Here is a 19114-nt window from a genome sequence, read left to right on the forward strand (position 1 = left end):
AGGCACTTCACCCTCACCACGTCCCACCAGCGGGGACGCTCCCACGACTCACGAGGACGGGACAGCCATGCCTTCTTTCGACACCCCCGAACCGATCTCCGTCAACGCCCACGTGGCCGCCGGCTCCCTCCGGCTCGCCGCGGGCGAGCGCCGCGACACCGTCGTCGAGGTGCGCCCCCGCGACCCGGAGCGGGACAAGGACGTAAGGGCCGCCGAGCAGACCGAGGTCACCTTCGCCGGCGGCGTCCTGACCGTCAGGACGAAGGAGCGCCGCATGATCGGGCCCTCCGGCGTCGCCGACGTGACGGTCGAACTGCCCACCGGCTCACGGGTCGAGGTGACCGGAGCCTGGGCCCAGGTGCTCGGCGAGGGCCGGCTCGGCGAGGTCCGGGTGAAGACCTCCGTCGGTGACGTCCGCCTCGACACCACCGGACCGGTCGAGCTGACCGCCTCCCACGGCTCGGTCGTCGTCGACCGGATCGAGGGCAGGGCCGTCATCACCACCAGCTCCGGCAACCTGCGCGTCGGCACCGTCGACGGCCCCGCCGTCCTGAAGAACTCGAACGGCAACACGAACGTCGGCGCGGTCTCCGGCGAGCTGCGGGTGAGCGGCGCCAACGGTGCCATCGACATCGCGTGCGCCGAGGGCTCGGTCACCGGCACCGCCACCAACGGCGTCCTCCGCGTCGCCGAAGTCGTCCGCGGCGAGGTCCAGTTGGAGACCTCCAACGGCTCCATCGAGATCGGCGTCCGCGAGGGCACCGCGGCCTGGCTCGACGTCAGCTCCCAGCGCGGACTGGTGCGCAACGCCCTCACCGCCTCCGAGGCCCCGGAGCAGACCGAGGACACGGTCAAGGTCCGAGCCCGGACCAACTGGGGCAACATCGACGTCTTCCGCGCCAAGGCCTGAGCGCTCTGCGCCCCATCCCCCAGGCACCTCGGCCCCGCCCCCCAGGCACCGCGGCCTCGCCCCCCAGGCACCTCGGCCCCGCGCCCGACCCCTCAGTCACCTCAGCCTTCGAACGGGAGGGCACCATGCCTTCATCTGTCATGTCCACATCCATCACGAGCAACTCCGCGACGGCCGTCTCCGCCCTCGGTCTGCGCAAGTCGTACGGCGACAAGACCGTTCTCGACGGCATCGATCTGCGCATCCCGGCCGGGTCGGTGTTCGCCCTGCTCGGGCCGAACGGGGCGGGCAAGACGACCGCCGTGAAGATTCTGTCCACGCTGATCGGTGCCGACGGCGGTCGGGCCCAGGTCGCGGGACACGATCTGGCAGGCGATCCGCAGGCCGTGCGGGCCGCGATCGGGGTCACCGGCCAGTTCTCGGCGGTGGACGGGCTGATCACCGGTGAGGAGAACATGCTCCTGATGGCGGACCTGCACCATCTGCCCAGGAGCGAGGGGCGTCGGGTGGCGGCCGAACTGCTGGAGCGCTTCGACCTGACGGACGCGGCGAAGAAGCCGGCCTCCACCTACTCGGGCGGGATGAAGCGCCGTCTGGACATCGCCATGACGCTGGTGGGCGGTCCGCGGATCATCTTCCTCGACGAGCCGACCACCGGTCTGGACCCGCGGGCCCGCCACAACATGTGGCAGATCATCCGCGAGCTGGTCTCCGACGGGGTGACCGTCTTCCTGACCACCCAGTACCTGGAGGAGGCGGACGAACTCGCGGACCGTATCGCGGTGCTGAACGACGGCAGGATCGTCGCCGAGGGCAGCGCCGAGGAACTGAAGCGGCTCATCCCCGGCGGTCATGTCCGGCTCCGCTTCACCGACCCGGCCGCCTACCGCAGCGCCGCCTCCGCCCTGGGCGAGGCCGTCGGCGACGACGAGGCGCTCACCCTCCAACTCCCCAGCGACGGCAGCCAACGCGAACTGCGCTCGATCCTCGACTGGCTGGACGCGGCCGGAGTCGAGGCCGACGAGCTGACCGTCCACACCCCCGACCTCGACGACGTCTTCTTCGCCCTGACCGGCGGCACCGACCAGACCAGGGAGTCTGCCCGATGAGCCACCTCTCCTCCGCCGTGCGCGACTCGTCCACGATGCTGCGCCGCAACCTCCTGCACGCCCGGCGCTATCCGTCCATGACGCTGAACCTGCTGCTCACGCCGGTCATGCTGTTGCTGCTCTTCGTCTACATCTTCGGCGGCACCATGAGCGCGGGCCTCGGGGACGGCGGTGGCGGCAGGTCCGAGTACCTCGCGTATCTGGTGCCGGGCATCCTGATGCTGACCATCGGCGGCACCACGATCGGCACCGCGGTGTCCGTGTCCATGGACATGACCGAGGGGATCATCGCCCGCTTCCGCACCATGGCGATCCACCGCGGTTCCGTGCTCATCGGGCACGTCGTCGGCAGCGTGCTGCAGTGCCTGGCGAGCGTGGTCCTCGTCGGGGCCGTCGCCGTGGCGATCGGGTTCCGCTCCACGAACGCCACCGTCTGGGAGTGGATCCTGGCGCTCGGACTGCTGGCCCTGGTCGCCCTGGCACTGACCTGGATCGCGGTCGGCATGGGCCTGTCCGGCCCGAACCCCGAGGCGGCCAGCAACAACGCCATGCCACTGATGATCCTGCCCCTGCTCTCCAGCGCCTTCGTGCCGGTCGACGCGATGCCGGGCTGGTTCCAGCCGATCGCCGAGTACCAGCCCTTCACCCCGGCCATCGAAACCCTGCGGGGCCTGCTCCTCGGCACGGAGATCGGCGCCAACGGCTGGCTCGCCGTCGCCTGGTGCCTCGGCCTCGCGGCACTCGGCTACCTCTGGTCCAAGTCCCTCTACAGCAGCGGCTCGAAGCAGACCTGAGCGCACGCCAAGAGCCGGACGGCGGGCATCGGACTGAGCGACTGACAAACCCCAGGTCATCGACCTGGGGTTTCCTCATGGAGCGGATGCCGAAGCGCCGGGCTCGGCTCGCCCCGCTGCCCGGCCGAGCGGTCTCGACGAGAAGCTTCTTCACGGAGAACGGCTGAAAGCTTTTGCTTCCCGCAGGCGGGCGAGGTCCGCGGCCGCCACAACTGCGTTGGGGACGCCGGCTCTTGGAGGGCGTCGGTGTCGGTTGCGGCCGGCCAAGGGGGCGCGCCGGTCCGGATCGACCTGCGGTGACGCCTCGGTGGCGGTGGAGGGTTCAGGGTCGCGCCGCGGCCGGACGATCTCCGAGGGAAGGTCGATCGCTGACTGTCAAGCTACTTGAGCCTTACTTAAGCTCAACTTCCGGACACAGTCTTTTGACTGGGGGTCGAACTTTGACCAACGGTCGGGCATCCTGGAGGCATGAGAACTGCGCAGCGGAAAGCACAGGAAGTTGCAGAGCGTGAGCAAAGGCTTCTTCGGACAGCACTGGAGGTGGTGGCGCGGGACGGCTTGCACAACCTCACCCTGGCACGGCTGGCGACCGAGGCCGGCTACTCGAAGGGAACCATCTACAACCACTTCACGTGCCGTGAAGATCTGCTGGTCGCGCTCTCGACGGACAGTGCGAAGCGCCAGATCAGGTACTACCAGGCCATCGCCGATCTGCCCTGGGACGGGGTGCGGGCGCTCTACGGACTGATGCTCGCCTACATGCGGCACGCGGAGACCGCTCCCGAGCTGTTCGAGTCGAGCATGGCGGCCCTCGCCAACGCGGTGGGAGCCCTGGCGTCCCCGGAGCGTCTGGAGCGCAGGGACGTGGTCGACCGCCAGATGGGCCAGGTGATCGGCGCCGTCGTGGAGAGGACCGAGCGCGAGGGGGCGTTCGAGCATCCGGTGCTGCCACCGGCGGCGGCCCTCGATGCCCTGCGGTCGGCGGTCCTCGGATACACCGTCACCCACCTGCTGTCCCGCCGCTTCCAGTGGGGTGCCGCCGCGACCGACGGGAATCGCCTGGTCGTGGCCGCGTCGATGATGCACGGCCTGGGCTGGCCGCGGGTCGAGGCGAGCGCCGCGTCCGCGGTGCAGCGGGTCGTGGACGACCTCATTCCCGCGGCGGAGGAGAAGGCCGGGGGAGAGCGGCTGGTCCACGGCTGACCGGACGGACCGGTCGTCGACGAAGGCGGACGCCCCGGAGGGGGCGCTTCCGCCTTCTTTGCTGTTCGCACACTGGACCGGCGCCCTGTTGCGCAATGTAGCCAACTGGCGCGACTGCGCTCCCTCCGAGAGCCCTCCTCGGGCTGCTTCCCCCTCGCTGTTTGAACTAGTTGTCAAAAATCGACGGACGGTCGTAATGTCTGTCGCGTCGCCGGCGGGCCCGGCGGCACAGCACCAATCCCCGGCAGCACGGACCCTCGTGGTCCGGTTGCCGCTTGCCCGGCCGGCTGGAGACCCCAGGTGGCCGGGACGGTCGAGAACGGCGATTGGAAATGGGGGAGAAATGCAGATCAACATCGCGCGCAGAGACACCGCGCTGTGGTCCGCGTGCTCGGATCTCGCGCAGGAGCGGTACCGGCGCGACTACGGGGCGGACATCACCGCGGCTCCGGACAGTTTCATCGCGCTGTGCGCCGTGGAGAACGGCGTGGAAGTTCCGACGGCCTGCGCGGGAATGACGTTCGGCAGCGCGCACGGTCTGCTCGTCGACAGCTACCTGGGCCGTCCGGCCGCCGAGGCGATCGCCGAGCGTACGGCGACGCACTGCGAGCCGAGCAGCCTGATCGAGATCGGGCCGCTGGCCTCACGCGAGGCCGGAGCCGGTCTGGCGCTCATCCGGATGGTGCCGGCCCTGACCTGGTGCAACGGAGCCGAGTTCCTGATGTGCACCGTGACCCGCGCCCTGGCCCGCACTCTGGCCCGCGTGGGCATCGAGTTCACCGCCCTGGCCCCGGCGCGCGAGGAGTCCCTGCCGGCCGAGCAGCAGGGCCGCTGGGGGTCGTACTACGCGACGGAGCCGCTCGCCGGCTACGTGGACCTCCGGCACTTCGCGGCCCAGCTGAGCGTGCGCGGCGACTCCGGCCCGCACCTCGCCGTGACGTGGGGGCGGACGGCCGCGGAGAGCGCGCTGGCGGGTGCGCGATGAAGGACGTCGTCGCCGCCCTGCGGGCCCCGGGCCATGAAGAGCTGGTTCTCGTGGAGTGCCTGGGCGACACCGGTACCCCCGAACGGACCTACACCTACGGGCAGATGACGGCCTGGGCCGACGAGGTGCGGGCGGCGCTGCGGGCCCGCGGTCTCGCGCCGGGCGCACGGGTCGGGCTCGTGGCGGACAACAGCCCGGAGTGGGTGGCCGCCGACCTGGCGCTGCTGATCGACGGGTACACCGAGGTTCCGGTTCCGCTGGCCTTCTCCGCCGAGCAGGCGGCATCACTGCTGCGCGACGTGCACGTCTGCGTGGTGGACGCCGCGGGCGCGGCCAAGCTGGAGGCATGGGGCCTGTCGGGCTCGGCCGAGCCGGTCCTGGTCGAGCGGTCCCGTGAACCCGGCGTCCCCGCCCCGGCGCGGGAAGTCCTCCCGGACGCGGTCGACCCCGACCGGATCATCAAGATCATTCATACGTCGGGGACCACCGGCGCTCCCAAGGGCGTCAAGATCCGGGCGGCCGGTCTCGGAGCCCTGCTCTCCTCGCTGGACGAGGTCTCCCCGTCGGGGGTCTACGACCGGTACCTCTCGCTGGTTCCGTTCAGCCTCCTCGTCGAGCAGGTCACGGCGGTGTACCTGCCGATCCTCCGCGGTGGCCGCATGGTTCTGCTGCCCGGTGCCGTGCCGCTGCTGGGCACGGCAGGATCGCGGGCCGAGGAGGCGCTCGACTGGTTGCGGAAGGCGGCCCCCTCGGCGGCCGTCCTGCCACCCGCGCTGGTCAGCGCCCTGGACAAGGCGGTGCGGGACAGCGACGGCGACGAGCTCTTCCCCGCCGGGCGGTCTCCCTTCCTCATGGCCGGAGGCGCCCCCGTGGACGCCGAGGCCCTGAAGCGCCTGGACGCGGCCGGCCTGCGGGTCCACGAAGGGTACGGACTGTCGGAGAACGGCTCCGTGGTCTCGTGGAACACCGCGAGCCACTGGCGCCCGGGCACGGTAGGACGGCCGCTTCCGCACTGCTCGGTCAAACTCTCCGATCAGGGCGAGCTGTTGGTGCGGTCCACCTCCCTGTTCGCGGGATACACCGTGGAGGACCCGACCAGCCGGCCGGTGGACGACGAGGGCTGGCTCCACACGGGAGACCGGGCGCTCATCGACGAGGACGGCTTCATCCGCATCCTGGGCCGTCTGAAGAACGTCATCATCACCGGCCACGGACGGAACGTCTCGCCCGAGTGGGTGGAAGGGCGGCTGCGTTCGTGCCGTGACGTGGCCGACGCGGTCCTCTTCGGCGAAGGCATGGAGCACCTCGTCGCCGTCCTCGTCTCCTCGTCGCGGGACGGCGACGCCGGCCCCGCGGTGGAGCGCGAGGCACGCACGTACGCCGAGCGCGCGCTGGCCGAGACCGACCGCCCCGAGCGGTACATCGTCCTGCCGGACGGCGCGGACCTGCGGGAACGGTACTTCACCGTCACCGGCCGCCCGCGCCGCGGGCTCATCTTCGACGAGATCGTGCGCCCCGCGCTCGCACCGGCCGCCTGATCCCGTGGACGACATCACTCACAACGCACCGCTTCATCAGATTCATCGCACTCGTGGCATGGGGGAAACGATGACGCACGCCCAGAACACCCAGAACAAGCTGCAACTGACCGCTCTCGGAGACGGTGACGGCCTGCTGGTCACCCCGCGCGACGGCAGCGCCGAGTTCACCGATCTGTACGAGGCCGGACTGGACGAACTCCTCGCCGACGCGGGGCACTTGCTGATACGTGGCTTCGAGCCCTCGGTCGACGACTTCAACGCGCTGGTCCGTCAGTACAGTTCGCGCACCACGCTGGACCCGGCCCGGGTCTTCCACGGCGACGCCGCCCAGAAGGTCGACTCCGGCACGGACGCGATCGGCCTGCACCTGGAGAACGGCGCGACCCCGTATGCTCCGGAGCTGCTCTGGTTCCACTGCGTGAAGGCCGCCTCGTCCGGTTCGCAGACCACGGTGTGCGACGGCTTCCGCGTCTGGGACGCCCTGTCCGAGCGGGCCAGGGACCTCTTCGCCGCCCAGCCCATCAGCTACGAGCGCACCGTCCCGGCCGCGCTGTGGCGCAAACTGGCCGCGTTCCTCGCGGGCGACGGGCGCGGCCCGGACGAGGTCACCGTCGCCGACCTGTACGACCAGGCCAACCCGGGCGCCAAGGTCGAGTTCACCGAACGCCCGGACGGCAGCCTCTTCTACCACTACCAGGTGTTCGCCGCGCACCCCACCAAGTGGTCCACGCGCACCGCCTGGGCCAACAGCCTGCTGGGCCCCTCGTACAACTACGAGGCCCCGGACATCCGGTTCGCCGACGGCAGCCGGATTCCCGACGAGGTCACCGCCGAGTACGTCGAGGTCACCGAGCGGGTGACCGAGGAGATCGCCTGGCAGGACGGCGACATCGTCCTCATCGACAACTCCCGCGTCATGCACGGCCGCCGCGCCATCACCGACACCCACCGCACCATCCTCAACTCCCAGAGCTACGCGAGGAACTGATCATGAAGTACGGCATCTTCATCGGCTACACCTTCACCCCGGCCTGGCTGCGGAAGTCCGGCAAGGAGCGGGAGCAGTTCCAGCAGGAGCACATCGCGCCGCTCATCGCCAAGTACGCCGACCGGGTCACCGTCCAGCACTACGACGCCGAGGCGTTCTCCGCGCAGCCCACGGACTTCGCCTTCGTCACGACCGAAGACCTGCGCGCCTACTACTTCTTCGTCGAGGAGCTGCGGGACTCGCCGCTGTTCGCGGACGGCTACGCGCAGATCAACGTGATCCACGTCGGCATGGCCGACGGCTACCGCCAGTTCGAGGAGGAGGTGCACGGTGACGGTGACGACGCACACTGACCCGCCGGCCGACCACGCCGGAACCCGCGCCCGGCTGCGCGACATCTACGCCGCGGCGCACGAGCAGACCCTGCACCCCAACGCCCTGGGCTGGCCCGGCCGTCCGGACGAACGGGAGCTGGACTTCATCTCCCACGTGGTCCACGGCCGTCCCGGCATGGCCCGCGAGGGCTGCGCCTACCTGGTCAAGGAACTGGCGCAGCTGGCCGAGATCGAGCGGCACCTGTCGGCCGTCTTCGGGATCATCACCGCCCAGCTCGGTGCGGACACCTCGCCGATCAGCGCCGGGTACGACCTGCACCACGCGCTCAGCTGCTTCGCCGCCGAGGAGTATCTGCACGCCGACTTCTTCTACCGCTACGTACGGGAGCTGGCGGGCTCGGACATCAAGCTCGCCGACTCCCTCTTCACCGAGCGCCTCGCCCTCTACCAGGGCGACGACTCCCCGTACGTGAAGCTCGCGGCGATGTGCATGGCCGCGTACATCGGTGAGTCCGTCATCACGGTGTTCGAGAAGCGCACCGCCCATCTCGACCCGGCGCGCGAGCACTTCCTCACCAAGCTGCTGTGGGCGCACGGAATGGACGAGGCCCGGCACGTGCAGGTCGACCATGTGGTGCTCGAGTGCATCATGCCGTCCTTCAGCGAGGCCGAACGGCGGCGCGCCTTCGAGATCTTCTCCGGAACCGAGGAGCTCAACGCCGAACTGGCGGGCCGCTTCAAGCAGTTGGTCGTGGACGTCTTCGGCGTCGACCACACCGTCGACAACCCCGCCTGGGACGTGCAGCAGCGGCTGACGGCGGTCTTCCGCCAGGCCATGACCGCGACCTGGCCGCCGTCCCCCGTGGACGAGCGGATGGACGACGAGACCCGCAAGCTGCTGGACGAGTTCGCCGGCACCGACCGCGTCCACCCCTGATGCACGCCCCACCCAAGCCCTTGGAGCAGCAGATGAGTTCGCGTGACCCCGGTGCCGTCGTCCGGCGGCACTCCATAGGCACCATCGATCCCCACGCTCCCGTCGTCACCGGCATGACCGGGGCGCGGATGGAGACGGCCGACGGCGGCCACTGGTTCGACGCGTCGACCGGCGGCTTCGGCGCCGGACACCCTGAAGTCACCGCCGCCGTCGCCGAACAGGCAGGCCGAGTGGCCCTGTCCAGCCGCATCCTGCTCAGCCGGCCGCTGGCCGAGGCCGTCGAGGCACTGGACGCCTTCTGCCCGGACCCGCTCACCGTCTCCTACCTGTGCAACAGCGGGGGTGAAGCCCTCGACTCGGCGCTGAAGCTGGCCAAGGGCACCCACCCCGACCGCTCCCGCGTGCTCGGCATCGCCGGGGAGAACTTCGGCACCCTCACCCACGGCCAGGGCCTCAGCACCGGCGCCACACCGGTGCCCGTCCTGCCCCTGATGCCCGTGACGGTCTCGGGCGACCGGCCCGAGTCCCTGCTGGAACAGGTCGACGCCACCCTGGCGGCCGTGGTTCTCGCACCCGCCGCCCCCGGCCGCCCGCTGGAGCGGCTCTCCCCGCAGTGGTGGCGGGCCCTGCGCGACCGCTGCACCCAGCACGACGTCCTGCTGATCCTGGACGAGCGGCTCACCGCTCCGGCCCGCCTGGGCTGGGACCTCGCCACCCAGGCGCTCGGCATCGTCCCCGACGCGCTGATCCTCGGGGAGGCCCTGGGCGCGGACGCCGTGCCCGTCGGTGTCATGGTGACCAGCAGGGCGGCGTACGACCGGGTGTACGCCGGGAAGAACCCGAGCCTGCACGGCTCCACGTTCGGTGCCAACCCGCTCTCGGCGGCCGCCGTTCGCGCGGTCCTCGCGGTCGTGGCGGCCGACGGGCTGGCCGACCGGCAGCGCCGGGCCGAGGACAGCGCCCGGCGGGTCCTGGGCGACATCACCTCGTTCGGCGCGGTGACCGAGTTCTGTGCGGACGGCGGCCTGGTGTGGCTGCGCCTCGCCTCCGCCGAGCAGGCCCAGGCCCTGACCGCGGCACTGGGTGAGGCCAGGATCCTGGTCCGCCCGCCCTTCGGCCCGGACGGCGACGTGGTCGCGGTCCTGCCGCCGCTCACCGCCGACCCCGCAGACCTGGAGCAGATCCACGCCACTGTGCGCGCGGTCGCCGAGGAGATCCTCACCGTGCGGGAGGTCGCCGCATGAACGCCGTACCCCAGGCCGTCCTCCGGCAACGGCAGGACGTACTCGACTCGCTCGGGCGGCACTGGAACCCGACCGCGGCCCTGATGCTCGCCGCCGCCTCCCGGCCCGTCGAGCAGAGCGCGCGCGGCACCGAGGTCGTCTCCGAGCAGGGCGACCGCTTCCTTGACCTCGCCGGCAGCTACGGCGTCTTCCTGGTCGGCCACGGAAACCCGCAGGTGCGCGACGCGGTGCTCGACACCCTGCACTCCGCGCCGACCGTGCCGCCCGGTGCCGTGCACCCGGCGACCGCCGAGCTGTTCGAACTGCTCACCACGATCCTCCCGGCCGGCCTGGACCGCTTCGTCCTCGGCTGCTCGGGCGCGGAGATCAGTGAGACCGCGCTGCGCGCCGTCCACCTCGCCCGGCCCGAGCGGCGCAAGATCCTGATCGCGGAGGGCGGCTACCACGGCAAGACCCTCGGAGCCCTGACGGTGCTGGGCCAGCCCAACCACCGCGAGCCGTTCGAGCCGCTCGGCAGCGAACTGATCACGGTCCCCTACGGCGACGCGGCGGCCGTACGCGAGGCGCTCGCCGACCGGAGCGTGGCGGCGGTCTTCCTGGAGCCCGTCCTCGGCGGCGCCCACCTCACCGTCCCGCCCGAGGGGTACATCGAGGAGGTCGCGACCGCCTGCCGTGCCACCGGCACCCTGTTCGTCGCGGACGAGATCCAGTCCTGCCTCGGGCGCACGGGCAGGATGTTCGCCGTCGAGCACGACGACGTCGTACCGGACATCCTGCTCTTCTCCAAGGCGCTCACCGGCGGCTTCGTCCCGGTCGGTGTGTGCGCGCTCAGTTCCGACGTGGTCGCGCGGGCCGAGCGGCACCCGCTGTGGCACCCCTCGCTCCTCGCCGGCTCCAGCAGCATCTCGGCCCTGTCCGTGAGCGCCGCGACGGCCGCCGTCCGGGAGGTCCTCGCCAAGGACCTGCCCCGGCGGGCCGCCACGCTCGGCCCGCGCCTGACCGAGGGGCTGGCCGAGGTGGCACGGCGGCACCCGAAGCACCTGCTGGGCGCCCCCGGGATCGGCTTCATGGCCGGGCTGCGGACCCGCAATCCCTCGGTGGAGCTGCTGATCTCCATGGTGATGGCCCGGCACGGCATTCACACCGGCCATTCGCTGAACGAGCAGATAGACCATCCGGTCCTGCGCTTCTATCCACCGCTGACCATCACCGCCGAGGAGATCGACCGGGTCCTCGCGGCGCTGGAGGCCACCATGACCTGGCTGGACCGGAGGCCCCGGCGGCTCACGGACGGCATCACGCGGCTGATCCGGCGCCAGTACCGGCTGCCGTCCTGGCTCGTGCTGAAGCTCAGCCACTCCCCGATGCGCGCCGACTGGTGACCGGCGGGCGGGCGCGCTCACGAGCCGCGCCCGCCCGGCGATCACCACGGCCACGCAGTACCCCGTCCTGACCGCGCAGACCGACACCGCCGTGCGGACCGACCACTCCCGCACGACGGTGGGGCCCCTCACCCGGCCGGCCCGATGGTCTTCGTCTCCCACCGGCGGCGCCCCCCGGGCCGCCGGTGGGCCCGGAGGCCGGCGGAGGCACCACCCCTCGCCCCGCCGGCCCCTCCACCCATCACGGACGTCCACCACCGGAACTCACGATCGGAAGACGAACCGCTCATGTCCGAGACCTCGCTGTCCAGCGGCATCGGCGCCACCGGCACACCGGCCCGGAGCCGGTCGGACGATGCCCGAAGCAACCGCACTCCTCTCCTCGCCGGCGTGCTGCTCGCGCTGTTCCTGGCCGCCGCCGACTCCACCGTGGTGGGCTCGCTGCTGCCCACCATGGCGAACCAGTTGGGCCAGCCCGACCTGTACCCCTGGCTGATCTCCGCGTTCCTGCTCACCAGCGTGCTGGTCACGCCGCTGGCGGGGTTCGCCGCCGACCGCTGGGGCGGCCGCACCACGATGCTCGCCGCGCTGCTCGTCTTCGCGGCCACCTCCGGGGCGGTGGCCGCGGCCGGCACGATGCCGCTGCTCATCGCCGCGCGTGCGGCGCAGGGCATCGGGGCGGGCGCGGTGGCCGGGCTGACCTATGTCGTCATCGGCCAGGCGTTCGGCCCCGACGAGCGCGCCCGCATGCAGGCGATGCTCTCCGCCGTGTGGGGCCTGGCCGCCGTGGCCGGTCCCGCCCTCGGCACGGCCGCCGAGGCCACCGTCGGCTGGCGGTGGGTGTTCGTGATCAATCTGCCCCTGGCCGCGCTGGCCGCCTTCCTGGTACGGCGCGTGCCGGCGGCCCAGTCCCAGAGCTCCCGCACCATCAGTGGCTGGGCCCTGCTGTCGTTCGCCCTCGCCCTGGGCGGAGCGCTGATGCTCCTCGAAGCCCCCGCCCTGGACTTCCCCGCCCTCGTCGTCGTCGCCCTGGCGGTGGTCACCGTTGTCGGCATCGTCGGCCATGTCGTCCAGGTGCGGCGCAAGCCGCAGGCGGCCGTGGTGCCGGTCGCCTTCGCGACCGGCGGCGAACAGCGCATCGCCGCCCTGCTCACCGTCGGAGCGGCCGCCGTCCTGTACGCCTCCGTCACCCTTCTGCCGCTCGCCCTGGCCTCCCACGGCACGGCCGGCGACACGGCGAGCGGTCTCTTCGTCATGGCCGGCGCACTGGGCTGGGTGGTGGGTTCGGCGGTCTGCGCCGGCCTGCTCAAGCGCTTCGGCGCCCGCGGCGCGGCCCTGATCGGCGGCCTGCTGCTGACGGCCGGTCCGTGCGTCCTCGTGCTCGGCGGCAGCGAATCGCTCGTCCTCGCCGTCGTCGGCGAGGCGCTGGCGGGTCTCGGCACCGGTTTCGTCGCCACCACGGGCCTGGTGCACATCCAGAACACGTCCCCGGCCCAGTGGATCGGCGCCTACACGGCCGGCATCACCCTGTGCCGCAACATCGGCGCGGCCCTCGGCGTCAACCTCGTCGCCACCGTGCAGCTGATCGCCGCGGACCGGGGCACGGGAACGGAGACGGGCGGCGGCTCCTACCAGGCCGCGTTCGTCACCCTGGCGGTCATCGGTCTGCTCACGCTCACCGGCGCGTTCCGGCTGCCGAAGCGCGGCTGAACCATGGTCACGGCGCTCCTGACGTTCGCGCTGTACACAGGTGCCAGTGCCCTCGTGCACTGGTACCTGTGGCGGCGGCTGGTCCACGACACCGCCCTCGGGGCGCGCACCGCCCGGGGCTGCGCCCGCGCCCTGGCCGTACTGGCCGTGCTGCCGCCGCTCGCCATGGCCACCACCAGGGATCTGCCGCAGCACATCGGACGCTGGATCGCCTGGCCGGGCTATGTGTGGCTCGCGCTGCTGATGTACGTGACGATCACCCTGCTCCTCGCCGAACCGCTTCGGCTCCTGATCGGGCGGGGCGGCACGTCCGGCCGTACCGCCGACGGTGCCCGTACCGAAGCACGCACGCAGAAGGTCCTCGCGGGTGTGACGGAGCCCGGGCGCGGGACACCGCACGATGACGTGCCGGGTGACATGCCGGGCGACGAGCGGGAACACCCGGCGGAAGGCCGCGCGCCGACCGCCGGGCCGGCCCGGCCGACACGGCGTGCGGTGCTGGCCCGGGCCACCGCCGTCACCGCGGGAGCCGCTGCCACCTCACTGGTCGGCCACGGCATGCGCACCGCGCTCGGGCCGCCCCGCCTCGCACACGTACGCGTTCCTCTCGCACGGCTCGGCCGCCGGGCCGACGGTTTCCGTGTCGCCGTCGTCAGCGACATCCATCTCGGTCCGATCCTCGGCGAGCGGCACACGCAGCGGATCGTCGAGATCGTCAACCGCGCCGCCCCGGATGCCGTGGCGATCGTGGGCGACCTCGTGGACGGCAGCGTCGGACACCTGGGGCGGGCCGCGGCCCCGTTGCGGCACCTGAAGAGCCGTTACGGCAGCTACTTCGTCACGGGCAACCACGAGTACAAGTCCGGCGCCGAACCGTGGATCGAGGAGATCAGCGACCTCGGCGTCCGCGTCCTGCGCAACGAGCGGGTGGAACTTCCGGCCTTCGACCTCGCGGGCGTCAACGACCTCACCGGTGCCGAGCACGGCGACGGCTCGGACTACGAGGCGGCGCTGTCCGACCGCGACCCGGAGCGTGCGGTGGTCCTCCTCGCGCACCAGCCGGTGATGGTCCACGAAGCAGCCCGCCGCGGGGTCGACCTGCAACTCTCGGGGCACACCCACGGGGGCCAGTTGGCCCCTCTCGGCCTCCTCGCCTCCCTGCAGCAACCCGCGATCGCCGGGCTGCACGAGATCGACGGCACTCAGCTCTACGTCAGCCGCGGCACGGGCTTCTGGGGACCGCCGGTCCGGGTCGGCGCACCACCCGACATCACCGTCGTCGAACTGCGGAGCGGAAACAGCCGGCTCTCCGTTCCGCACCTCTAGGGGGATCCCGCCATGCGCGTGACACACGGCCACGGCCGAGCACTCCGACCCGCCGCAGAGTTCCACCCACGAGAAGCAGACGGCACGGCGCCGCCCTCGCAGGACGTGGCGACGGACCCCGTGGCCCGCATCCTGCAGGTGTTCATGGGAGCGCGCTCGGCCGCACCGGCAGGGGGCGGCGTTCCCGGTCCGCCGTACCGCGAGCACTGACACCCGGGGCATGCGCCGAACGACCCCGTCGACACCGCCCGGAAAGGACGACAACCGTGCACGGTCTGGCTCAGGACGGCGACGAACCGTACGCACTCACGGGCGAGCGACCGATCGCCGGACGGCTGTTCAGCAGCCTGCAGCTGATCAACTCGGCGGTGGACGCCCGAACGAACCCCATCTACCACCGCCACGGCATCCACCGCGCCGACTACCCCGTCCTCGACGCCCTAGCCCGCCACCGCCCCACACAGGTCCTGGCGCCCACCGAACTGGCCCGGCGGCTGGCGATCACCACCGGCGCGCTCACTCCCCGGCTCGACCGGCTCGAGGCGGCGGGGCTGATCCAGCGGCTCTCCGTGCCCCGCGACCGCCGCAGACTCCACATCCGGCTCACCCCCGCCGGCCGGCGTTGCGTCCAGGCCGTCGGCCTCGATCTGAGCAGCCACCTGCAGGAGACCGTCCAGAGCATGGGGAAGAACCAACTCGTCGAACTCGCCTCGCTCCTGAAGGCACTGGAGAGGTGCCTGCGGACCTGAACCTCGTCGATCACATGCGGACGGCGCTTCCCGTCGTCCCGGCGACGGATGTTTCCGTTCGATCGAGGTGTGGGACTCGATGGGCGGAGGTCGTCTCGTGTGTGGGTTCGGAAGGGAGCCGGCATTCCATTCGTCCGCCCGCTCTGCCGTCCGGCTCGGAACGCGGGCGGCAGAGCCGTGTCCGTTTCAGGCCGCGGCCCGGCACGGGACGCGGAGGACGTCCCGCAGGCGGACGCGGTCCGTGTAGGCGAAGCTGTCGCGGTGCACGACGAGTTCGGCCCTGGTCACCGAGCCGGTGCGCTCGTCGTCCTCGTCGCACAGGAGCAGGTACTCCACCCCGGCACCGGCCATGACGGACAGCGCGACCTCGACGGTCATGTCGTCACCGACGCGCAGATCGGTCGTACTCGGGTTTCGACGTGTCTGAAGCGGTGTCACTGCTGCCTCCTGCGGTACGGACGGGCGGACGTGGCGAATCGCGGGAAAGCCGAAGACAACAGGGACCACAGGGCGAATTCCCCTGTGCAACAGCTTGCGGAAGCTCAGTGCCTCGATGTTCGAGTGGCGCGCGAGGAGATCGGCGGGTCCTGCCGTCCTGCGCGATGATCAACCCGTCGGAAAAGGAACCCGCATGGAAAACCGCAACCGCAACGTGACGCGACAGTAGCACGGCGTGCTCGATCACCGTCGTGCTGCGCGAGGAGCAGGACGGCGGGGTGTCACAGGGCGAGCAGCGCGCTCGCGGTGAGGCGGTGCGCGGGATCGGCCGCGGCGTCCATCAGCCGGTGTGCCGTGGCGTGCGCGGTCTCGGGCGGTACGACCAGCAGGTCCCGGCGTCCGAGGCCGTAGGCGAAGAGCCGTACGGCATGCGGGTCGAACCCTGAGGCGAGCCAGGCGGCCCGCACGGTGTGACCGGACACGGGCAGGTCGCACGACGCGTGGCGCCAGGTGTCGCGGTGTGCGGTCATCCGCGTCACACGGCCCCACGACCTGTCGAACGCCTCGATGAGTGCGGGAAGTTCGGCGGCCAGGTCGTCGGAGCGGGGCCACCACGCGCCGTTCACCGGGCCGGGCGGGAAAGTCGGCGGACGCAGGGCGAGTCGGGCGGGGGGACGGAACGAGGAGGATTCCCGGTCCGGCGAGGCACGTTGGGGGGTGGGCGCGTTCATGTCGCGGTCCCTGTCCCCGGGGCGCCGTGCGGCGGCCCGGTGTCGTGGTGCGCCGGGAGCGACGCCGGCGGAGGGCCGACGGATGGGCGAATCCCGGTGCGCTCCACGCTACTCCGCCCCGCGAACCGTTGAACGGGGTGCGCGGGAGGGGGTTCTCTCCCGGGGCGGGTGCACGTAGGGTTACGGCATTCGGCCGCCCGCGGACTCCGCGGCGAGAACGCACATCGTTCGGCAGCCCTGACGGCTGCCCGTGCCCCATGACCCCGGGCAAGCACCGATTCCCGCCCCCCTCAGGGCAGTCGGCTCTCCCACCGGGCCGGCCGTCCCCGTGCTCACCCCGTCGCCTCCCTTCGTCGCGAGACCGGAGCGGTCACCTTCTGCGGTGCCCTATCCCGGTCCGACGCGGGGCACTCGCTCCCGAATCGCGCGCCCCGAAGGGGGGAAGGGCCGCGTGGGGAGCACCCGACGGCCGCCGCCCAGGTCCGGGTGACCGGCGGCGGCCGCCGCGGCAGCGCCCACCGCCGTCCCGGCCGCCTATGCGCGCAGCAGCCGTCCGGTGAGTTCCCGGTACTCCCGCAGCGCGAACCGCAGCTCGGTGGACTGCGTCGCGGGGTCGAGGTCCGCCCAGCCCTCACGCAGCAACCGCCGCCGCTCGGCGAGGGCGTCCACCAACTGGGCGGTGGCCGCGTCGAACGCGCCCTCGGCCTCCTCCAGCGCCTCGCGCGGGCTGTCCGCGAAGGTGTTGACGGCATGTCCGAGGCGGCGCGTGATCTCCTCCCGCCCGTCCGGGGGGAGCAGCGGCTCCGGGCCCGTGGCGCGGCGTCCGTCCGGAGCCGAGGGCCGGTCCGCCGGCTGCTGGGCGCGTGTCTGGTCGTACATCGTCGTGTGTACCGCTTCCCTGGGAATGGGGGGCACCGTCCGAAGACGCCGTTCGTCTTCTCGACGGTCTGCCGCGGGCTTCCGGAGACCTGGTCCGTCCTTCCCGGCCCTGCGCCGTGGTGCCAGTCAACGTCCGGCGACGGTGGGTGTCAACGCGCCGACGGCCGGGACGCACCTGCCGAAGGGCGCCGACCAGCGATGTCCCGGCGTTTCCGGCACGAGGAGTACGGTGGGGAGAACGAGGGTGTGTCGTGCCCACCGGTCAGGTCGTCGACAGCACACCACCCGCCCCAGGGGCAGCCCGTGACCCCGGCCGCACCGTCAGCAGAGCGGCCGCATCGAGGGCAGGAGCCCCGTCCATGTCACCCAGTCCCGTCACGCCCGTCACGGCTGTCACGGCGCCCCCGCCGGACACCGCCCCGCCGCCGCAGACCTATGACGGCACCTCCCCCTTCCCGCCGGACGCCCCGGCGCCCGCGCGCGAGGGCGGGGACCGGCTCTACGTGGCCGTGACGGCGGCGATCGTCGTCCTGCCCTTCGTGGCCCTCGGCCTCGCCGGCTGGCTGCTGTGGGGCCGCCTGATCCACCCCACCGACGTCGTGCTCGCCGCCGTCCTCTACACGATCACGGGGCTGGGCGTCACGGTCGGTTTCCACCGGGGTCTCACCCACGGCAGCTACCAGGCAATCCGTCCCGTGCGGATCGCGCTCGTGGTGGCCGGTTCCATGAGTTTCCAGGGCGACGTCATCGGGTGGGTCGCCACCCACCGCCGCCACCACGCCTTCACCGACCGCCCCGGTGACCCGCACTCGCCGTACCGCTACGGCACGCACCTGCGCGGCCAGTTGCGCGGGCTGCTGCACGCGCACGTCGGCTGGCTGTTCCGCAACGACCGTACGCCGCCCGAGCGTTACGCCCCCGACCTGCTCGCCGACCCCGACATCCGCGCGGTCTCCCGCGCCTTCCCGCTGCTGTGCCTCGTCACGCTCGCGCTGCCGTTCGGGCTGGGCTGGGCCATCGGCGGCAGCTGGCTGTACGGCGTGACCGCCCTGCTGTGGGCGGGACTTGTCCGCATCGCCCTGCTCCACCACGTCACCTGGAGCGTCAACTCCCTGTGCCATCTCATCGGTGACCGCCCCTTCCGCACCCGTCGCCACGACCGGGCCACCAACCTGTGGCCCCTCGCGCTGCTCTCGTTCGGCGAGAGCTGGCACAACCTCCACCACGCCGACCCCACCAGCGCCCGGCACGGCGTCGACCGCGGTCAGATCGACCCGTCGGCCGCCTTCATCCGCCTCCTCGAACGTCTCGGCTGGGTGCACGACGTGCGCTGGCCGACGCCGGACCGGGTCGCGGCCCGTCGCGCCTGACGTCAACGACCCACCCACGCACGGCAGTCGACAGGAGCCCCGCCCATGACCACCGCGCCGCCCCCGCCTCCCCCGCACCCCCTTCTGCGCCTGCGCCTGGCACCCCGCGCCGGTCTGCCCCGGCCCATCGACGGGGCGTGGTGGCCGCGCTCCTACGACCTCCTCGCCGAACTACCGCGCCTGCTGGCCGGGTTGCCACGGGAGTGGGGTCATGTCACCAGTGTCACGGTCGACGGGACGACGTGGTCCGAGTCGCCCCGCCGCATGCTCGTGGCCGACCAGGTCGTACGGCTGCACAGGAACCTGACGGCGGCCGCCCCGCACACCGTCGTCCTGCTGGCCCCCGGCAAGGGACGCTGGGACCTGGTGGTCGTGCCCCCGGACACCGGCGAGCGGGCGGCGCAGTCGCTCATGGCGGAGGCGGTGGGCGCCCCCACGGGACCGTGAGCAACGGCCGGGACTCCCCGCGGCCGACCCCGCTCC

19 protein-coding genes are annotated in these 19114 nt (G+C 72.0%); 16 read left to right on the plus strand and 3 right to left on the minus strand.

All coding sequences use genetic code 11. The features are described from left to right. Positions 1 to 67: 67 nt before the first annotated feature. The 14 genes from IOD14_RS01120 to IOD14_RS01185 all read left to right on the plus strand — a co-directional run bounded on the left by IOD14_RS01120 (position 68) and on the right by IOD14_RS01185 (position 15213). Positions 68 to 910 (plus strand): DUF4097 family beta strand repeat-containing protein, encoded by an 843-nt coding sequence (locus tag IOD14_RS01120; RefSeq protein ID WP_123990566.1) that lies wholly within the window; start codon positions 68 to 70, stop codon positions 908 to 910. A 125-nt stretch (positions 911 to 1035) separates the two neighbouring features. Continuing rightward, the gene (locus tag IOD14_RS01125; RefSeq protein ID WP_212669434.1) at positions 1036 to 2019 is read left to right on the plus strand and encodes an ATP-binding cassette domain-containing protein; all 984 of its coding nucleotides are present in this window, start codon (positions 1036 to 1038) and stop codon (positions 2017 to 2019) included. Next, positions 2016 to 2813, plus strand: coding sequence for an ABC transporter permease (locus IOD14_RS01130; protein WP_123990568.1), 798 nt, complete (start codon positions 2016 to 2018; stop codon positions 2811 to 2813). The genes IOD14_RS01125 and IOD14_RS01130 overlap by 4 nt, the downstream gene beginning before the upstream one ends. Before the next feature lie 468 nt (positions 2814 to 3281). Beyond that, a complete protein-coding gene (locus IOD14_RS01135) occupies positions 3282 to 4016 on the plus strand; it encodes a TetR/AcrR family transcriptional regulator (RefSeq protein WP_123990569.1) in 735 nt (244 codons plus the stop codon). Positions 4017 to 4359: 343 nt separating this feature from the next. Next, complete coding sequence (locus tag IOD14_RS01140; RefSeq protein WP_160160156.1) at positions 4360 to 5001, plus strand: thermostable hemolysin; 642 nt, start codon at positions 4360 to 4362, stop codon at positions 4999 to 5001. Then, a complete protein-coding gene (locus IOD14_RS01145) occupies positions 4998 to 6539 on the plus strand; it encodes an AMP-binding protein (RefSeq protein WP_160160157.1) in 1542 nt (513 codons plus the stop codon). Before IOD14_RS01140 ends, IOD14_RS01145 begins: the two co-directional genes overlap by 4 nt. A 70-nt stretch (positions 6540 to 6609) precedes the next feature. Next, positions 6610 to 7530, plus strand: coding sequence for a TauD/TfdA family dioxygenase (locus IOD14_RS01150; protein ID WP_212669435.1), 921 nt, complete (start codon positions 6610 to 6612; stop codon positions 7528 to 7530). 2 nt (positions 7531 to 7532) lie between these two features. After that, positions 7533 to 7883, plus strand: a complete 351-nt coding sequence (locus tag IOD14_RS01155; protein ID WP_123990573.1) for a darcynin family protein — start codon at positions 7533 to 7535, stop codon at positions 7881 to 7883. Beyond that, positions 7867 to 8802 (plus strand): hypothetical protein, encoded by a 936-nt coding sequence (locus IOD14_RS01160; RefSeq protein ID WP_212669436.1) that lies wholly within the window; start codon positions 7867 to 7869, stop codon positions 8800 to 8802. Before IOD14_RS01155 ends, IOD14_RS01160 begins: the two co-directional genes overlap by 17 nt. Before the next feature lie 32 nt (positions 8803 to 8834). Next, positions 8835 to 10046, plus strand: a complete 1212-nt coding sequence (locus tag IOD14_RS01165; protein ID WP_212669437.1) for an aminotransferase class III-fold pyridoxal phosphate-dependent enzyme — start codon at positions 8835 to 8837, stop codon at positions 10044 to 10046. Beyond that, positions 10043 to 11428, plus strand: coding sequence for an aminotransferase class III-fold pyridoxal phosphate-dependent enzyme (locus IOD14_RS01170; RefSeq protein WP_212669438.1), 1386 nt, complete (start codon positions 10043 to 10045; stop codon positions 11426 to 11428). Before IOD14_RS01165 ends, IOD14_RS01170 begins: the two co-directional genes overlap by 4 nt. 288 nt (positions 11429 to 11716) lie before the next feature. Continuing rightward, complete coding sequence (locus IOD14_RS01175) at positions 11717 to 13138, plus strand: MFS transporter (protein ID WP_160160159.1); 1422 nt, start codon at positions 11717 to 11719, stop codon at positions 13136 to 13138. Positions 13139 to 13141: 3 nt separating this feature from the next. Then, positions 13142 to 14464: a metallophosphoesterase gene (locus IOD14_RS01180; RefSeq protein ID WP_212669439.1), complete on the plus strand. Its 1323-nt coding sequence runs from the start codon at positions 13142 to 13144 to the stop codon at positions 14462 to 14464. A gap of 266 nt (positions 14465 to 14730) precedes the next feature. Next, on the plus strand, positions 14731 to 15213 hold the full coding sequence (locus IOD14_RS01185; RefSeq protein ID WP_212669440.1) for a MarR family transcriptional regulator: 483 nt from the start codon (positions 14731 to 14733) through the stop codon (positions 15211 to 15213). A 186-nt stretch (positions 15214 to 15399) separates the two neighbouring features. Here IOD14_RS01185 and IOD14_RS01190 read toward each other — a convergent pair whose 3' ends face one another. From IOD14_RS01190 to IOD14_RS01200, 3 genes are all read right to left on the minus strand, one after another. Next, positions 15400 to 15591: a hypothetical protein gene (locus tag IOD14_RS01190; RefSeq protein ID WP_249126235.1), complete on the minus strand. Its 192-nt coding sequence runs from the start codon at positions 15589 to 15591 to the stop codon at positions 15400 to 15402. A 341-nt stretch (positions 15592 to 15932) separates the two neighbouring features. Beyond that, positions 15933 to 16382 carry a DUF5994 family protein gene (locus IOD14_RS01195; RefSeq protein WP_212669442.1) on the minus strand — a complete coding sequence of 150 codons (450 nt, stop codon included), beginning with the start codon at positions 16380 to 16382 and terminating at the stop codon, positions 15933 to 15935. A 534-nt stretch (positions 16383 to 16916) separates the two neighbouring features. Continuing rightward, positions 16917 to 17261: a hypothetical protein gene (locus IOD14_RS01200; protein WP_212669443.1), complete on the minus strand. Its 345-nt coding sequence runs from the start codon at positions 17259 to 17261 to the stop codon at positions 16917 to 16919. 359 nt (positions 17262 to 17620) lie between these two features. On the opposite strand from IOD14_RS01200, the gene IOD14_RS01205 reads away from it, so the two are divergent. Then, positions 17621 to 18631: an acyl-CoA desaturase gene (locus IOD14_RS01205; RefSeq protein ID WP_212669444.1), complete on the plus strand. Its 1011-nt coding sequence runs from the start codon at positions 17621 to 17623 to the stop codon at positions 18629 to 18631. Positions 18632 to 18676: 45 nt separating this feature from the next. Further along, positions 18677 to 19078: a DUF5994 family protein gene (locus IOD14_RS01210; protein WP_123990583.1), complete on the plus strand. Its 402-nt coding sequence runs from the start codon at positions 18677 to 18679 to the stop codon at positions 19076 to 19078. Positions 19079 to 19114: the final 36 nt, after the last annotated feature.

The organism is Streptomyces sp. A2-16 (genome assembly GCF_018128905.1).
Classification (GTDB): domain Bacteria; phylum Actinomycetota; class Actinomycetes; order Streptomycetales; family Streptomycetaceae; genus Streptomyces.

What these genes read in the sequence shown, in the direction of transcription:
- IOD14_RS01200 (WP_212669443.1), bottom strand. Translation starts at nt 17,261, where the DNA reads ATGTACGACCAGACACGCGCCCAGCAGCCGGCGGACCGGCCCTCGGCT.
- IOD14_RS01120 (WP_123990566.1), top strand. Translation starts at nt 68, where the DNA reads ATGCCTTCTTTCGACACCCCCGAACCGATCTCCGTCAACGCCCACGTG.
- IOD14_RS01130 (WP_123990568.1), top strand. Translation starts at nt 2,016, where the DNA reads ATGAGCCACCTCTCCTCCGCCGTGCGCGACTCGTCCACGATGCTGCGC.
- IOD14_RS01210 (WP_123990583.1), top strand. Translation starts at nt 18,677, where the DNA reads ATGACCACCGCGCCGCCCCCGCCTCCCCCGCACCCCCTTCTGCGCCTG.
- IOD14_RS01135 (WP_123990569.1), top strand. Translation starts at nt 3,282, where the DNA reads ATGAGAACTGCGCAGCGGAAAGCACAGGAAGTTGCAGAGCGTGAGCAA.
- IOD14_RS01165 (WP_212669437.1), top strand. Translation starts at nt 8,835, where the DNA reads ATGAGTTCGCGTGACCCCGGTGCCGTCGTCCGGCGGCACTCCATAGGC.
- IOD14_RS01190 (WP_249126235.1), bottom strand. Translation starts at nt 15,591, where the DNA reads ATGACCGTCGAGGTCGCGCTGTCCGTCATGGCCGGTGCCGGGGTGGAG.
- IOD14_RS01170 (WP_212669438.1), top strand. Translation starts at nt 10,043, where the DNA reads ATGAACGCCGTACCCCAGGCCGTCCTCCGGCAACGGCAGGACGTACTC.
- IOD14_RS01145 (WP_160160157.1), top strand. Translation starts at nt 4,998, where the DNA reads ATGAAGGACGTCGTCGCCGCCCTGCGGGCCCCGGGCCATGAAGAGCTG.
- IOD14_RS01150 (WP_212669435.1), top strand. Translation starts at nt 6,610, where the DNA reads ATGACGCACGCCCAGAACACCCAGAACAAGCTGCAACTGACCGCTCTC.
- IOD14_RS01180 (WP_212669439.1), top strand. Translation starts at nt 13,142, where the DNA reads ATGGTCACGGCGCTCCTGACGTTCGCGCTGTACACAGGTGCCAGTGCC.
- IOD14_RS01140 (WP_160160156.1), top strand. Translation starts at nt 4,360, where the DNA reads ATGCAGATCAACATCGCGCGCAGAGACACCGCGCTGTGGTCCGCGTGC.
- IOD14_RS01195 (WP_212669442.1), bottom strand. Translation starts at nt 16,382, where the DNA reads ATGAACGCGCCCACCCCCCAACGTGCCTCGCCGGACCGGGAATCCTCC.
- IOD14_RS01125 (WP_212669434.1), top strand. Translation starts at nt 1,036, where the DNA reads ATGCCTTCATCTGTCATGTCCACATCCATCACGAGCAACTCCGCGACG.
- IOD14_RS01155 (WP_123990573.1), top strand. Translation starts at nt 7,533, where the DNA reads ATGAAGTACGGCATCTTCATCGGCTACACCTTCACCCCGGCCTGGCTG.
- IOD14_RS01175 (WP_160160159.1), top strand. Translation starts at nt 11,717, where the DNA reads ATGTCCGAGACCTCGCTGTCCAGCGGCATCGGCGCCACCGGCACACCG.
- IOD14_RS01205 (WP_212669444.1), top strand. Translation starts at nt 17,621, where the DNA reads ATGTCACCCAGTCCCGTCACGCCCGTCACGGCTGTCACGGCGCCCCCG.